This window comes from Alistipes sp. An66 (genome assembly GCF_002161445.1).
Lineage (GTDB): Bacteria > Bacteroidota > Bacteroidia > Bacteroidales > Rikenellaceae > Alistipes > Alistipes cottocaccae.
This window is the reverse complement of sequence record NZ_NFHT01000004.1, coordinates 94924-109583: the sequence shown is the minus strand read 5'-3', so window position 1 is coordinate 109583 and position 14660 is coordinate 94924. Positions and strand designations below refer to the sequence as shown.

The following is a 14660-nucleotide window of genomic DNA, read 5'->3' as shown; positions in this document are numbered from 1 at the left end:
CGGGAGTTCGCGGATGATGTCGCGCAGCTTGACGGCCTGGAACAGCAGCTGCGCCGCACTCGACTCATAGAGAATGCCGACCGTCTCGGGGTCGATCATCGAAAGGCACGAGTATCCCCAGTTCTCCTCCTCGTCGAGCAGCAGCGCATGCTCCGCGAGCCAGGTGTCTCCGCCATCGAGGCTCGCCTTGATGGTCAGATGGTTGCGACCCTTTGTCGTATCCGGATTCGAGAAAAGGAGCAGGTCCCGCCCCAATGCGTTCTCCCAAGCCGGAACATGCAGCAGCGACGCCATGCAGACCGGCTCGCGCAGACAGCCCGACGAGGGGTGCTCGACCCACGTGCGGCCCATGTCGCGGGTCGTGCAGACGGCACGCCCCGTCCGGCGGTTGTCCCGCATGTTGAGCATCAGGACCCCGGGGGCCACCTCGGCTACCTGCGATTCGGTCGTGTTGCTCCGCGCATGGCCGTGCGTGTGCCACGTCTTGCCGTGGTCGCGGCTGTACATCACGCCCGCATTCGGGACCCGCGTCGAGTCGATATACTGGATCGGAAAGACCAGCGTACCGTCGCGCATCGTGATGCCGCGCCCCGGCCCCTGCAACGTGAAATACCAATGCGGCTGCTTGATCTGCCGCGTGAGATTCCGCGGTGCGGACCAGCTCCGCCCGTCGTCACGGCTGCTGGCAAGCATCAGCTGCGCCGTCTCGATCGGATCATATCCCTGACCTACGGACGTCCACGCCCGGTTGTTGCCCAGACCGTGGGTCCATGCCGCCACGACGAAAACCGCACCCGTGCGGTCATCCACCAGTATCGAGGGATCGCCGATGCCGTTCTGCGACTCCGGAAGACCGCCCCACTCCCCCATGTCCATGATGATCCGCATGGGTTCCCACGTGCGGCCGCCGTCCGTACTGCGGCTCAATCCGATGTCGATGTGCTCCTGCAAGTCGAGACTCGTGCGGTGCCGCACGTCGTAGACCCCCAGCAGCGTACCCGACGGGGTCGTGACCAGTCCCGGAATGCGGTAGGCATAGATCCCGTCGTCGCCGTGCTGGCGGACCGAAACGCCCCACCGGTGGGTCGTGCTGCCCGACGAGGCGAAAGCCACGGATTCGCCGTTCACCCGGATCCCCGTAACCTCCAACGTAAAGGGGCGGGAGAGATCCCCGAGCCGCTCGATGTCGGTTTCAACGCTCACATAGAAATAGTTGCGTCCCTTGACCAGCTGTCGGCCCGAAGTCAGCGACAGACGATCGCCGGTGCCCGGAGTCACGACATCCTGCTCGATCGCGTAGCCCGGATCCGCATAGAGACGCTGCCCGCCGCCCAGGCGTCGGAACGCGTCCCGCATGGCGTAGGAGGTCGAGCGCGACAGCAGGGCCGACATCGTCCCCGTGTAGAGCAGCCGAACGCTCCGGACCTCGCCCGACGACAGCCCCCCGAGGCGCACCTCGATCCCGTCGAGCCGCGCCGGAGAAACACCGTCGTGTTCGATACAGAACTCCGCCACAACGTTATGCGTGCGGTCCAGAACCACCGGGACGCAGGCATTGTACACCTCCGCACGCTTCACGTGAGCCCCTGCCGACAGGATGCCGAAGCACCCCGTCAGCAGCAGCATCACGCTTCGGATATGCTTGAACCCAACTTTCATTCCGTCACATATCCTTCATTCTGTTTGACCTTGTTGTCCTTCGACAGCACACCCGCGTCGATCGGCCAGACCAGCTTCAACTCGTTGCCGCCGACCAGTTCCAGGGCATATTTGCCGTCCAGCATGCGGCGGGCATCGTACCAACGCTTGCCTTCGGCCACGAATTCGGCATTCCGCTCGGCCAGAATCGCCTCCTCGGCCGCCTCCGCAGTCGTATAGGTGAACGCCGGAGCCTCGGAGCCGTAGGCCCGCGTACGAACCCGGCCAATCCACCGCTCAACCTCCGTGGGGTCGTTGAGCGCGTTCGCAATCTCGGCCAGCATCAGCGCCACGTCCATATAGCGGTAGACCGGAACATCGTTCGTATACTGCACGCGCCCGTTGCTCGTCTCGCCCAGGAACTTGCGCAGCACAAGGCCCGCCAGTTGCAGTTCACTCTCGCTATTCATCTCGTAGAACGGCAGGAACGTGGCGTCCCGGCGCGTGTCCGTCGCAGCCAGTTCGCCGTAGAAGTCCAGCTTGTACTCGTAACGCATCGCTCCGCTGCCGATGTCCAGCACGTTGCCCATCTTGTTGCCTTCGGCATCGTACCACTTCGTGAAGGTCGCCACGTTATAGGTGAAGTTCGAATAGTAGTTGGTCTTCTCTCCCAGCTTGAAGCGAAGGGCAAAGATCGTCTCGCGGTTCGCATCCTTGTTCGTCGGCGAAAAGGCGTCGATGAACTTCGCGTTATAGGAGTAGAGCGGCTCCACCGTCTGCAAGGCCGTGCGGGCGGCTTCCAGATCCGCTTCGGGCGTCGCCGAGAAAACCGTCGAACCCTTCAACGGACGGACCTTCGCACCCCACAGGTAAACCTCGGCTTTCAGGCAGTACGACGCCGCCTTGTTCCAATAGCAGTTGCGGCTCTTGAAGTTCCCGAAGTCCAGCTTGTCGTAGATCTCACACGAACGATCCACATCGTCGCGGATGAACTGCCACGTCGCCTGTTCCGTCGCCCGCTCCTTGCTCAACTGGGCTATGTCGCTGGTCATCAGCACGTCCGGCTTGTCGCAGAGCGGAACCCCGCCCCACGTGCGAAGCATGTGGAAATAGTAGAACGCACGCAGCCCGTAGAGCTGGCCCAGGTAGGTGTTGCGGGTCTCGTCGTCCAGAAACTCGCAGGCCGTCGTGAGCTTGTCGATCGCATGGTTGATCTGGTAGATGTCCATATAGAAGTTGCCCCAGTTGGTCAGCACCGGGTTCGCCTCCGAGAGGTTGTTGGTCACCGCCTCGATATTGTAGGCGCCTTCCCCCGTCGAGGTCACCGACGCCGTGTTGAGCAGTCCGCCGCGGCTCTCGCCCATCAGCCAGAACGTCTCGGCACGCTCCCGAACGCGGTAATGCAACCCGATCATGAAGCGCTCGCACTGTTCCTCGGAATTCCAATAGTTGTTGATCGAATAGAAGTCCTCCGGACCCAGTTCCAGCGCATTGCACGAAACTGTCAGCGCGCCGACCAGCAGGAGAATATGTAATTTGATCCGTTTCATCGTTCTTGTTTTTTTGTCTGATTAGAATGTCGCCTTCACACCGAAAAGAACCGTGCGCGGAATCGCATATCCGCCGTTCCCGTTCACTCCGTATTCCGGATTGTAAAGCGAGGAGCCCGTCCAGTAGAAGAGGTTCTGACCCGTCACCGAAACCGACAGGTTCTTCATCCGAACGACGCGGGCCCACTTCTCGGGCAGCGTGTAGGTCAGCGATATCTCTCGGGCGCAGAGATAGCTCGAATCATCGTAGAAAATGTTGCTCATGCGGTAGTTGTTCCGGAACTTCGTATCCGCATACATCAGAATCGGGTACGTGGCGTTCGGATTCGACTCCGACCACGTGTCCTTGCTCTCCTTCAACGTGTTGAACGTACCCTGCGACAGCGCCATGTAGTACTGTTTGCGGCTGTTCTGGGCCACGTAGCCCGTCGCGAAATCAAACCGCGCATAGAGCGAAAGACCCTTCCAGTCGACCGAAAGATTCATACCGCCGACCCATCGCGGAACCGTATTGCCCATCTTCACCTGGTCGTACTGGTCGATCTTGTTGTCGCCGTTGACATCGTAGAAGACCGCATCGCCGGGTTGGAGCAGCTGGCCCTTCGCCTGCTCGTCAGCCGTCAGCGTCGCCCATACGCCCGGACCGTAGATCGTGCCCGAAGCCGGCGTCGTATCCACATACCATGCATAATTCAACAGGTCGGCATCGCTGCGGACAATATCCACCATCCGGTAGGCATACGCCACGCCGTACTCCTGTCCCTCCTGCTTGCCGCCGACCCAAACCAGATCACCGGCCGCATTGTAGACCTGCTGGCCGCCCTGGCGGTTGTTCAGATTGCCGTTGTCCGGCAGCTGGATGATCTTCGACCGCATGTAGGTCGCATTACCGCCGAACTGTACCTTCCAGTCCTTGTTCTGGAAGAGCGTCGACTCGAACTCGAACTCCAAACCGCGGTTGCGGACGCTGCCGTTGTTCGTGTACTGGTTGCCCACACCCGCCGAGCTGGGGAAGGGAACCTCGGCCAACAGATCCGACGTGAGCTTGTTGTAAGCGCCGACAGAGACTCGCAGGCGGTTCCAGAAGCTCGCCTCAACGGCCACATCAACCGACGTGGTCTTCTCCCACAACAGGTCCGGATAGGGAAGTTTGTTGATCAGAATGCCGTACTCATCCTCGTAGTTGCCCGTCTTGCCGTAGTTGCCCTGCAAGTCATAGGGACCGGCCAGGATGTTCACATTACCGTTCTGTCCGTAACCGGCTCGCAGTTTCAGGCTCGACAGCCACCGCGACGTCCCCTCCATGAATTTCTCCTTGTGGAGGTTCCATGCGGCGCTCACGCCCGGGAAGAAGCCCCACTTGTTGTTCACCAGTTTCGAATAGCCGTCGTAGCGCGCCGAGAACGAGAAGAGGTATTTGCCCTTCCAGTCGTAGCTGGCGTTGCCGAAGAACGACATGCTGCGCTCGCGCGTATGCGTCGAGTTCATGCTGATCTTGGAGATGTTCTTATCCTCGGTCTTGTCGATATAGCCCAGGCTCGGGAAATCCTCGAAATCGGAGCCCTGGCCGCCGGCCGACAGCCCGAAGTTGTACTTGTCGTAGAACTCGTAACCGACGATCACGCTCAAATTGTGGTCGTTCCACGAATTCTCATATCCGGCAATCGCATTGTAGGTCTGCGACAACATCCGGGAGTAGCTGGCCGAAGCGGCATGGTCGCTGTTGTAGGTGCCGGGATTGACCAGATAGGTGCGGTTGAACTTCTCCTTCTCATACATGTTGAAGTACCACATACCGTTCAGTTTCAGCGTGATGTGATCCGTCAGCTTGAAGTTCAGCCCCTGATTCATCGTAAAGCGGTAGTTCGTGTTCCGACGGTAGAAGCTGTCCTGTGCGGCATCCCAGTTGCCGTTCTCCCAGTTGGTCGTCGGGATGATCTCGTCGCCGTCGGGGTTGTAGCGGCGCATCGTCGGGGGCGCCGAGAACATGATACCGAAAAAGTTGGCCTCGCCGCCGCCGATGTAGTCGCTCACCTGGCGGCTGTCCGAACGCGAGAAGTTCAGCGAACTGGTCGATTCGAGCCACGGCGTGATCTTGTAGGAGCCGTTGGTCACGAACGACAGACGGTTGTAGTACGAAATCACCGGGAAACCCGACTCGTCGTAGTAGCCCAGACTGGTGTAATAACGTCCCCGCTCGTTGCCGCCCGAGGCCGAGATGTTGTAGTCCTGGGTGAGCGCCAGATCCCGAACCGATGCGTCGCTCGCGGTAAATTCGCTGTAAATGATCGTCTTGCCCGTGATCGGGTCGACCATGCTCTTGTAGCCCTGTTTCAGCAGGTAGGCATTCTCATCGGACAGAAACATCGGACTGTATACGCCGGCGGCCGACTGGTTTCCATCAGCCGCCAGATCGTTGCCCGTTCCGAACGGACCCGCCGCCGAAAGAGCCGCGATATTCCCCGAACGATAGGAGGCCAGACGCAGGTAGTAGAGATAGTCGTCGGCTTCGAGGAATTCGTTCGTCTTGCGCAGGTAGTTCAGACCGACGTTCGCCTTGAACGAGATCTCGGAACGACCGACCCGGCCGCGCTTGGTGGTCACCAGAACCACACCCGCGTTGGCCCGGGCGCCGTAAAGCGCCGTGGCGGCGGCATCCTTCAGGATCTCGATCGACTCGATGTCGTTGGCGTTGATGTCGTTCATGTCATCCTTCTGAACGCCGTCGATCACGTAAAGCGGAGATCCCGTACCGTCGAGCGCAGCTCCTCCGCGGATGACGATCGACGGCGCCGCTCCGGGCTGGCCGGTCGTCGTAGCGACCCGGACACCGGTCACCGTTCCGGCCAGTGCCGTCAGGGCATTCGCCCGGACGCCCTTTTCAAGAACCTCGCCCGAGACTTTCGAGATGGCGGCCGTCAGTTTGTCCTTCGTCACCGTCCGTCCGTAACCCGTGACCACCACCTCACTCATGCTGATCGCATCCTCCTCCATAGAGACGTTGATCTCATTCTTGGCTCCCACGGCAATCGTCTGCGACGTATAGCCCAACGAGCTGAAAATAAGAGCACTCCTGCTGTCCTTGACGGTCAGCGAATAGGTCCCGTCCACGTTCGTGGTCGTGCCGTTGGTGGTTCCCTGTTCGATGATCGTCACGCCGGCCATCGGGGCGCCGGAAGCGTCGGAAACCTTACCTGTTACCGTAAACCGGGACTGCGCGCCCGCTACGGCGATCGAGAACAACGCCAGCAGCGCCAGCATCATTCGGATTGTATTGCGTCGGAATAGTTTTTCCATGATTTCTTGTTGTTTCAGGTTATTCAAACCAATAGCCGTAATCGGTCACCTCCTTGGGAAGTACCAGCACGTCGAGACGCATCCACCCCGCCGGACGATTCCCGCCCTGACGCGTGAATCCCTTCTCGGGCCCCGCCTCGAAGACGATCGCCACGCGACCGTCCGGAAGCTGCGTCATGTCCGAATAGCCGGCCGCCAGTTCATAAAGCAACTGACTGCGGGTCCAACCCTCGGCACTCGTCGCACTGCGGTAGAGCATCAGTTCGGAGCGGTTGTCGTTCGAGGAGGTCTGGGTGCCGCCCTTCGGACCGCAATAGAGGACCATGTTGCCGCCCACCCCGAGCACGCTGGCATGGCACCCGCTCGTGAAAGAGGGAAGGCCCGCATCCTTGAGGGCCGAAGACCAGGACTGCCCGCCGTCCTTCGACGTCGCGGAGTAACGGTCCGCACCCTTGCGGATGTTGATCGTCAGCCGGTTCTCGCCCGATTCGGCGATCTGGCACTCGCCGCCCAGCACCTCCGATCCGATCTTCCACGTAACACCGTGGTCGTCCGAATAAACGGCCACGCCCGTGCTCGACGAGCCGTCATACTGACGCGACGCGAAAACCAGACGACCCGCATACTTGCCCTGCGAGATCCGGATCCCCGAGCCCGGACCGAAACCCGAGCTGAAATAGCCCGTGCGGATCACCTGCTCGGTGACATCCTCGGGGGCGCCCCAGTTCTTGCCGTTGTCCGTCGACACGATCCGGAACGCCCGGTTCTTCGTCGCGTCGGCATCGGACTTCACCCACCGGCAGCAGAAAAGGAAGATCTTGCCCGTCCCGGAATCGACGACCGGCGTCGGGTCCATGAAGGCATAGCCGCCCCCATTGGCCGAAGCGGTCAGGTTCACGGCCTCCGACCAGGTCTGGCCGTTGTCCGTACTGCGGCGGACCACAATATCCGTATGGCTCTTGTCCATCCACGACTCGTGGCGGGCCTCACAGAAGACCAGCAGCGAACCGTCGCCGGCCGTCACGATCGAAGGAATACGATAGGAATTGGCTCCCGTACCCGCCGTAAAGGGGGTCGAGGTCTCGATCTGCGAGAGACTGATCGTTCCTTCGGTGGCCTCCGGACCCAGGTCGGGCATCAGCGGGGCCGTCACCGCGGGACGTTGGATCTCGTCGTCGCCACAGGCCGAAAGCGCGCAGGGAAGCATCAGCAAAAGGCCGGCCACCAGCGTCGCCCGGTACATACACTTGTTTTCAGTTTTCATCGTTCAGGTTGATTTTGGTATTTACTTGTTCAGAATTTCGTCGCACAGCCGCGTGGCGTTGATCATCATGCGCGGAATGTGGAACGGACCCTTGAAAAGATTGCCCTTGGCCGGCTGCGCTACCGTACCGTCCCGGTGCAGGTAACCATACCACTCGCCATATTCGGCATCGGGGAAGACCCGGAAGGCGTAATCATGCGCCTTGCGGTGCATGGCCAGATATTTCTCGTCACCCGTGGCTATGTAGGCGTAAAGTCCTGCCAGGATCGTCTCGCACTGCGGCCACCAGAACTTCATGTCCTGCGAATAGTCCTGCGGCGGGAAATTCCGGCAGTCCCGGAAGTTGATCATGCCTTCGAAGGTCTCGTCCCAGCCCCATTTCCAGGCCCAGTCGATGATCGTCGTGGCCATATCGACCAGCTGCCGGTCCCAGCCCCGCTGGCGGGCCACATCGAGCAGGAACCAGCCCGTCTCCATGCAGTGGCCCGGATTGATCGTCCGGCCGGCGCAGGTGTCGATGAAGCCGCCGTCGGGCGAAACCGTTTCCAGCACCGTCCCGAACTCCGGGTGCATGAAGCAGCGCCGCAGCAGGTCGACCGAGCGGTCGATCTGTTCGTCGAGCACCGCATCGTCAGAAACCTGCTTGACGACCAGCGCCACGTTGATCAGGATCATCGTGATCGAGTGTCCGATCGCTTCGGTGTAGGTCTTCGCAGGCAGGAAGCCCGGCGTGGAGAGCATGCGCAGGATATTGCGGAACATCGCCACGGCCTTCTCTCCCCAGCGCGAATCGCCCGAAGCCACGGCGTACTCGGCCATGGCGATGGCCGCGAAGCACTCCGAAAAGACATAGCGCCGCTTCTGAACCGGTGCCCCTTCGGCCGTTACCGAGAAGAACATGTGTCCGTCGGTATCGATGCAGTGGCGTTCGATGAACTCCAAGGCGCTCTTCGAGGCCGCCAGCCACTCGGGATTGGCTCCCGCATGGCGATAGGCCGAGGCGCATACATAGCCGAAACGGCCCTGGAACCACACCGATTTGGTCGTATCCATCAGCGTGCCGTCGCGATCGACGCAGGTATAGACCCCGCCGTGCTCGCGGTCGAGACCGTGCCGCATCCAGAAGGGCATGATATTGTCCGTAAGATCTGCCGCATAGCGAGCGCGGCAATCCTTCAAGTATTGTTCTTGTTGAATAGTCATTTTGTCGGGTTTTACGGAAGCAGTTTCCGTCCGACCCGGCGTGCCGCTGTCTCCGGGCACGCCGGGCGGAGGAACAGGTATCGGTTACTGGATCTTCATGCAACGGACGCTGCCGCCGATGTAACGGGCATTGCTGTCTCCGGGTTTAATATTTCCATAATCGAAATAGAACCGGTAGGATTTTGTCGTACCGGAAGTCGGCATGCTCACCTGATAATGGCCCACGTACTGTCCGGTCCGGAACGGGACGATCGATCCCGAATTCAGGAACAACATGCCGGCAAGCGGGAAGGAGCTCTGTCCGTTTCCGAACGAGAAGATATTGCCTCCGGCGGCTTTGATATCATCCGCAACCGTGTACTGCGCATTCCACTTATTCGAAGCGCTCGAACCTGCCGCCTGTCCATCCGTTGTAAACGGAGTTCCGAAATAGCGGTGCGGGACGCGGTAGCCCGGCGGGCACGGGTCGTAGATCGACTTTTGGCCGACATCTCCGACATCCGTACTGTACGGATTGCCCCACAGATCGTCATGCGCCTCGTCGAGCCAATTGTTGTTTGCACAGGTGAAGTTCATCGGATAGCGGGCAATCTGATCCACGGAGAGGGTCTTGCCGTTGATGTAGCGCCACGAGGCCGCCGAAAGGTCCGTCGACGTATTGTCGGGCGAGAGCACGTTCCCGGCCGCATCGTACGTCTTGCGCAGGCGCGTGATGGCCAAAGCTCCCCCACCGCCTATATTCTCATCGTCGATATTCGGGAACGGGTCCTTGCGGCCCCACTGGTACAGCAGACCGAGCGCCAGGTTGTCCTCGTTCATGCTCCACATGCCCGTTTTCAGTGCACCCAGGTTACGGTCCATCAGGATCGTCGTACCGGCAGCTGCAAAGGCCGGCAGCAGCTCATAGGTCTGAACCGAAGCGTCGAGATCGGCCGACGTGACCCAGATATGCCAGCTCCAAATGATATTGCCGGAGGCATCGAGCGCCGCAATCACCGCATTACCCTCCGTGAGGCTCTCCCCGGCGGCGCCATTGGTCGTGAAGTAGATCTCCGTGCCGCGCAGCTTGACATCCACCAGCAGGTTCGGTGCCGTCTGCCACAGCAGTTTGGCCGAGGCCGGCGTGAGCGGTGTCGGCGTGATGCCGTTGGCAAGGCCTGCACCTCCGTAATCCGACGTGGCGGGGATCGTCGCGCCGTTGCCCATGACATCGGCCGGGAAGCGGTAGGTCTGCCCCGCAACGCCCGCAATGTAGCAGTTGGCCGTCTCGTGCTGGCCGTCGCCGTCGGGATCGCTCAAATCCACCGAGTTGTCCTCAACCTCCTCCTCCTCGAACGTGTCGATCGGAAGCGTCAGCGCCGTCAGCGCCCCGGATACGATCCCGTCGGGCAGCGACAGCTCGCCCGTCAGGGTCATGCCCGATTCATCGGCCCGCGCCACCGTAACAACAACCTTCAAACGCTGCGAGGTGCCGGTCGTCGGAGCAACAATGGCATAGGCATGGAACGGTGTCGACGACAAAGCGGCCTCGGAAAGCCGAAGCAGCGCCGTCGCGGACGCATCCGCATCGAATGCGAGTTGTCCGGTCGTCAGATCGAACGTGTAGGAGCCGGCCATCGCCGTCCCGGAGAGGTTCTCCAACTGGATCGACTCCACGTTCCAGCCGGCCCACTTCGTCGTCTCGACCGACATGTCGAGGTAACCGAAGACGGACTTCATCGTCACCGGAAGCGGATCCTCCGACGGTGCGGATACCTCCAAATCGGCATAGGTCAGACCGAGTTGGGAGATGTGGGTCATGGTCGCACCGCTCTGCATCTGCGAGGCACTCAACGATCCCGTCAGGCGGGTCGTCGTGCTCGACTCGTTGTAGGGCGAATAGAGGTAGAAGCGATAGCTCCTGTCCTCCCACGGCTTCTGCGTATAGAACAGACCGGCCGTCTCGCCGGCCGATATGGCAGCCACACCGATCGGTTCGTTGACCGACCCCGTCTGCTCACAGAAGAGTCCGATCCGGCTCTCTTCCGTCCAAAGCGTAGCGTTGTCGCCGGCCCATACCGACGTACAACGGAAGGCAATGGTGTTCTCGGCCGGTTTCGAATAGTCGGGCGTCCCGAGACCGTCATCGCCGCACGACACGCCCCAGCATATCATGCCGAAAACACCGATCGCACAAAGGAGTTGTTTTTTCATAATATCAGTTTTAGGGTTTCGCAGTTTTCACATGTTCAGAACCGGTTGCAGCGCTCGAAGAAACCGATCTCCGTCAGTTCGCGTTTCATCGATGCCTCCTCCGCATCGGTCATGTTGCGGAACGGAACCCGGTTTTCACCCAGATCCAGTCCGATGAGTTTCATGATCCGCTTGCCGCCGACGATGTTGCCCCGGTAGTTGCAGATGACGTTGATGACCGCCTGCGAGAAATTCTGCTTCTCACGGGCCGTCTCCAAATCGCCGCGCTCCCAGGCCTCGATGATCCCCACCAGCTCACGTCCGTTGTAGTTCGTCGTGCCGCCGATGCCGCCCTGCGCGCCGCCCTGCGCCAGGCTCGGAAGAATCGTCTCGTCCTGACCGTGCAGCATGTCATACTTGCCATTGCCGTAAAGGCGGCACTGGTTATACTCGTAGAGGCTCTCGAACGTATATTTGATGCCGGCGAAATTGTCGATCCGGCCGTCCACGGCTTTCAGCAGCTCGACCATCGGAAGGTAGGCCCCGTTGAAGGCCGGAATATGGTAGTAGTAGAAAGGAAGCGCCGGCGCCGCATGGCAGATCGCCTCGCAATACTTGACCAACTCCTCGATCCGCCCGATCTTCGGGAACGGAGGTGCCATCGCACCGATCCCCCAGGCGCCGATCTCGGCGGCATGGACCGCCAGCTTCACACTCTCGCGCAGGCAGCAGCTGCCCACATGCACGATCACCTTGAACCCCTCGGGAACCGAAGCGACCCACTTCTCGGCCAGAGCCATCCGCTCTTCGGTCGTCAGCATGTAGCCCTCGCCCGAGGATCCGTTGATGAAGACGCCTTTCAGACCGTTCTTGTGCAGCATCGCGGCATAGGCCGGAATGGGATCGAAGTTTACATCCCCGTTCCGGTCGAACGGCGTGAACGGGGCATCGATCAGTCCTTTGATTTTTTCCATAATCGAATCAGGTTATTTGAATGTCATTTGGATGTCGTTCTATACAAAACTATGTAACGTTTTATATAACACAAAATATTTTTTAATTAAAGTGTAATAAAAATTTAAGTTTTTTAATTCAAAACCGAAAACGCACCCCGTACAATCAACACATTATACTGTTTTATTGCAGATTAGGATAAAAAAACAAATATCCGGACACATGCGATGTGTCCGGATATTTATCAAATAAAACAGCAATAAAGCCGCCTATATTATCAAATATTCCGCATAAATAGCGGGCAAAACATCAAGATACGAGATACAAAACCGATCCGCCGGATCAAAGAGACATCCCGAAAAGCTGAAACTTGATCCCGACCGAAAAGTATACGATGTCCGTGAAGGACAGCGTCCGGTTCCCGAACTTCGCCACAAGATCCAGATCGTTGGCCGAAAATTCGTAGTAGAGCGTGATGTGGCGAAGCAGCGACTCTCGCTTCGTCCGGAACGTGACGCGCTGACCCGCATAGAGGTGAAACCGGATCCGGGAGGTGAAATCGTAATATCGATCCCCCGGATAGCGGTCCGGCTCCCGGATCCAGAAATCCTCCCCCGAAATCAGATTCAGGTAAGCCCCGCACGAGAACGGCTCGACGGACAGCCAGTCCCGACAGCGGATGCTCCACGGGATGTAGTTCTGTTTGAGCGTGAAGGTCAGGTGCGTCCTGTCGGAGCACGACTTCGGAAGAACCCCGAACATCAGGTCCGTCTCCCAACGGCATTTGCGACCGTAATCCCATCCGTAACCGACGGAGAGAAAGCCCATGCCTCCGGCGTACTGCGCCTTGACGTGCGTCGGGAGCAACCGTTTCCACGAGGTATAACCCCGGTGTTCGCGGCTGTCGAGCGGCCGGCGCTCCGGAACGGAGGATAGCCGAACAGCGGTCGCCGGAGCGAAGAAATCCGAAACGGAAGACTCCTGAACCGAAGACGACGGGACGGAAGACTCCTGAACCGAAGACGACGGAACGACCGGATCCGGCAGGACACGGCTCTCCTGTGCCGCGGAGACTGCTGCGGAGAACATCCCGGCACAAAGCAGCGGCAAACGCCTAAAACGGAATACGTTCGCACTCATAACCCGTTTCATCGATCGTGAACAACAGATAACTCCGTTTGGCGATGTTGTCGCACTCGTAATACAACACGCCGTCGCCGAAAACATCCTCGACCTTGAAATTGTGGCCGTGGCCGTTGATGCAGCACTGCAAACCCGGGAATTGGGTGATCGCCAGCTGGAAAACCTTCGCAACGTTCGTCCCGAACTGCTCCGTACACGGCTTTGCGTGCATGGCCACGACGGTCTTCGGAATCCCGGCCGGACGCGTCGTCAGCTCGGATTCGATAAACCCGAAATCAGGAACCGGTTCCCGGAGATCGAATTCCAGCGCATTGGTGTTCAGGCACACGATCCGGACACATCCGGCCGTGAAAGCAAAGTTGAAGTCGCCGAAAATCCGATGGAAAATCTCCTCGCCCGTGGCCAGGCAATCGTGGTTCCCGAGCAGGACCACATAGGGAACCCGCAGGCGGTTCAGAATGTCGCGCTGCCGTTCGAATTCGGCCTTCATCCCGAAATCAGCCATATCCCCCGCATGGAGCACGAAATCGAGGTCCCCCCGGCCGTTGAGCACCGAAACCGCTGCCGCCGTCTCGTCGTACCAGCGCTGCGTGTCGGAAATCACCGCAAAACGGACGGACGTCCGACCCGCCGTCGCGGCCTCGATCCGCGCCATGTTCTTCGCATTGATCCCGCACTCGCCCCTGACCCGCGTATCGTAGGGATGATAGTCCACCTGGCACGAGGAGACGGCCAGCAGCGTCAGTAAAAATAATACAGGTCTTTTCATAGCTACAAGTTTCGCAACGTCGGGAGGAATCGTCCCCGGAAGAGGGTGCCGTCAACCGCACAAGGCCGATTTCACGCCCCGTTCCTGCCGCCGGCTCCCGCTCGGGAGGGGCCGCTCCGCGCAACATCCGACGACAGACACTCCGTCATCCTGCAAGCAAACAGGCGGAGCGTTCTGCAACCGGCAGATCGGATTACTCCGTACAAAATTGGACTTTTCGGACGATTCCGCAGTCATCCTTTTCAGCAGCAAATTGTCCGATTTCTCCGTTCCGCCCTTTTCAAACAATTTATCGTAAGAATCGAACAGCCGCACGGTTCCGAAAAGGCGGCAGCCCGGCCGGGGTCCGTCGTGGAGCATCGGAAAGGTGCAGAGCGGAGCGTCGGAGAAGCGCCGGAGAAGCGCCGGGCGTGTTGCAGGGAGGAATGCAGGGAGGAATGCAGGGAAAAGAGAAGTGCCGGGAGGAACGTCGGGAGGAGCGTCGGGAGGGATCGAGCGACTGGATCGAGCGGCTGGATCGGACGGCGAGATCGGACGGCGGGATCAGACGGCCGGATCAGACGGCCGGATCAGACGGCCGGATCGAGCGGCGGGATCGGACGGCGGGATCGGACGGCGGGATCGGACGGCGGGATCGGACGGCGGGATCGGACGGCGGGATCGGACGGCG

At 59.8% G+C, this 14660-nt stretch carries 8 protein-coding genes and 1 pseudogene; all 9 read right to left on the bottom strand.

The window, feature by feature from the left end:
• Positions 1-9: 9 nt before the first annotated feature.
• Positions 10-1659, bottom strand: a pseudogene (locus B5G16_RS12845) (exo-alpha-sialidase); the annotation flags it as partial.
• Positions 1656-3188: a RagB/SusD family nutrient uptake outer membrane protein gene (locus B5G16_RS04450; protein WP_087261607.1), complete on the bottom strand. Its 1533-nt coding sequence runs from the start codon at positions 3186-3188 to the stop codon at positions 1656-1658. The pseudogene B5G16_RS12845 and the gene B5G16_RS04450, both read right to left, overlap by 4 nt.
• Positions 3189-3209: 21 nt before the next feature.
• Entirely contained in the window at positions 3210-6485 is a 3276-nt protein-coding gene (locus B5G16_RS04445) for a SusC/RagA family TonB-linked outer membrane protein (RefSeq protein WP_087261605.1), read from the bottom strand.
• Positions 6486-6504: 19 nt separating this feature from the next.
• Positions 6505-7749: a sialidase family protein gene (locus B5G16_RS04440; protein ID WP_087261603.1), complete on the bottom strand. Its 1245-nt coding sequence runs from the start codon at positions 7747-7749 to the stop codon at positions 6505-6507.
• A gap of 21 nt (positions 7750-7770) precedes the next feature.
• Complete coding sequence (locus B5G16_RS04435; protein WP_239405963.1) at positions 7771-8952, bottom strand: AGE family epimerase/isomerase; 1182 nt, start codon at positions 8950-8952, stop codon at positions 7771-7773.
• Positions 8953-9036: 84 nt separating this feature from the next.
• Positions 9037-11145, bottom strand: coding sequence for a fimbrillin family protein (locus tag B5G16_RS04430; protein WP_087261601.1), 2109 nt, complete (start codon positions 11143-11145; stop codon positions 9037-9039).
• Between the two features lie 35 nt (positions 11146-11180).
• Positions 11181-12098 (bottom strand): dihydrodipicolinate synthase family protein, encoded by a 918-nt coding sequence (locus B5G16_RS04425; RefSeq protein ID WP_087261598.1) that lies wholly within the window; start codon positions 12096-12098, stop codon positions 11181-11183.
• Positions 12099-12420: 322 nt separating this feature from the next.
• Complete coding sequence (locus B5G16_RS04420; protein ID WP_204228013.1) at positions 12421-13218, bottom strand: hypothetical protein; 798 nt, start codon at positions 13216-13218, stop codon at positions 12421-12423.
• Positions 13193-13990: a metallophosphoesterase family protein gene (locus B5G16_RS04415; protein WP_087261596.1), complete on the bottom strand. Its 798-nt coding sequence runs from the start codon at positions 13988-13990 to the stop codon at positions 13193-13195. The genes B5G16_RS04420 and B5G16_RS04415 overlap by 26 nt, the downstream gene beginning before the upstream one ends.
• Positions 13991-14660 lie beyond the last annotated feature (670 nt).

Bases quoted from the DNA above. Each gene is read 5' to 3' on its own strand.
- B5G16_RS04450 (WP_087261607.1), bottom strand. From the start codon at position 3,188: ATGAAACGGATCAAATTACATATTCTCCTGCTGGTCGGCGCGCTGACA.
- B5G16_RS04425 (WP_087261598.1), bottom strand. From the start codon at position 12,098: ATGGAAAAAATCAAAGGACTGATCGATGCCCCGTTCACGCCGTTCGAC.
- B5G16_RS04445 (WP_087261605.1), bottom strand. From the start codon at position 6,485: ATGGAAAAACTATTCCGACGCAATACAATCCGAATGATGCTGGCGCTG.
- B5G16_RS04415 (WP_087261596.1), bottom strand. From the start codon at position 13,990: ATGAAAAGACCTGTATTATTTTTACTGACGCTGCTGGCCGTCTCCTCG.
- B5G16_RS04420 (WP_204228013.1), bottom strand. From the start codon at position 13,218: ATGAGTGCGAACGTATTCCGTTTTAGGCGTTTGCCGCTGCTTTGTGCC.
- B5G16_RS04430 (WP_087261601.1), bottom strand. From the start codon at position 11,145: ATGAAAAAACAACTCCTTTGTGCGATCGGTGTTTTCGGCATGATATGC.
- B5G16_RS04440 (WP_087261603.1), bottom strand. From the start codon at position 7,749: ATGAAAACTGAAAACAAGTGTATGTACCGGGCGACGCTGGTGGCCGGC.
- B5G16_RS04435 (WP_239405963.1), bottom strand. From the start codon at position 8,952: ATGACTATTCAACAAGAACAATACTTGAAGGATTGCCGCGCTCGCTAT.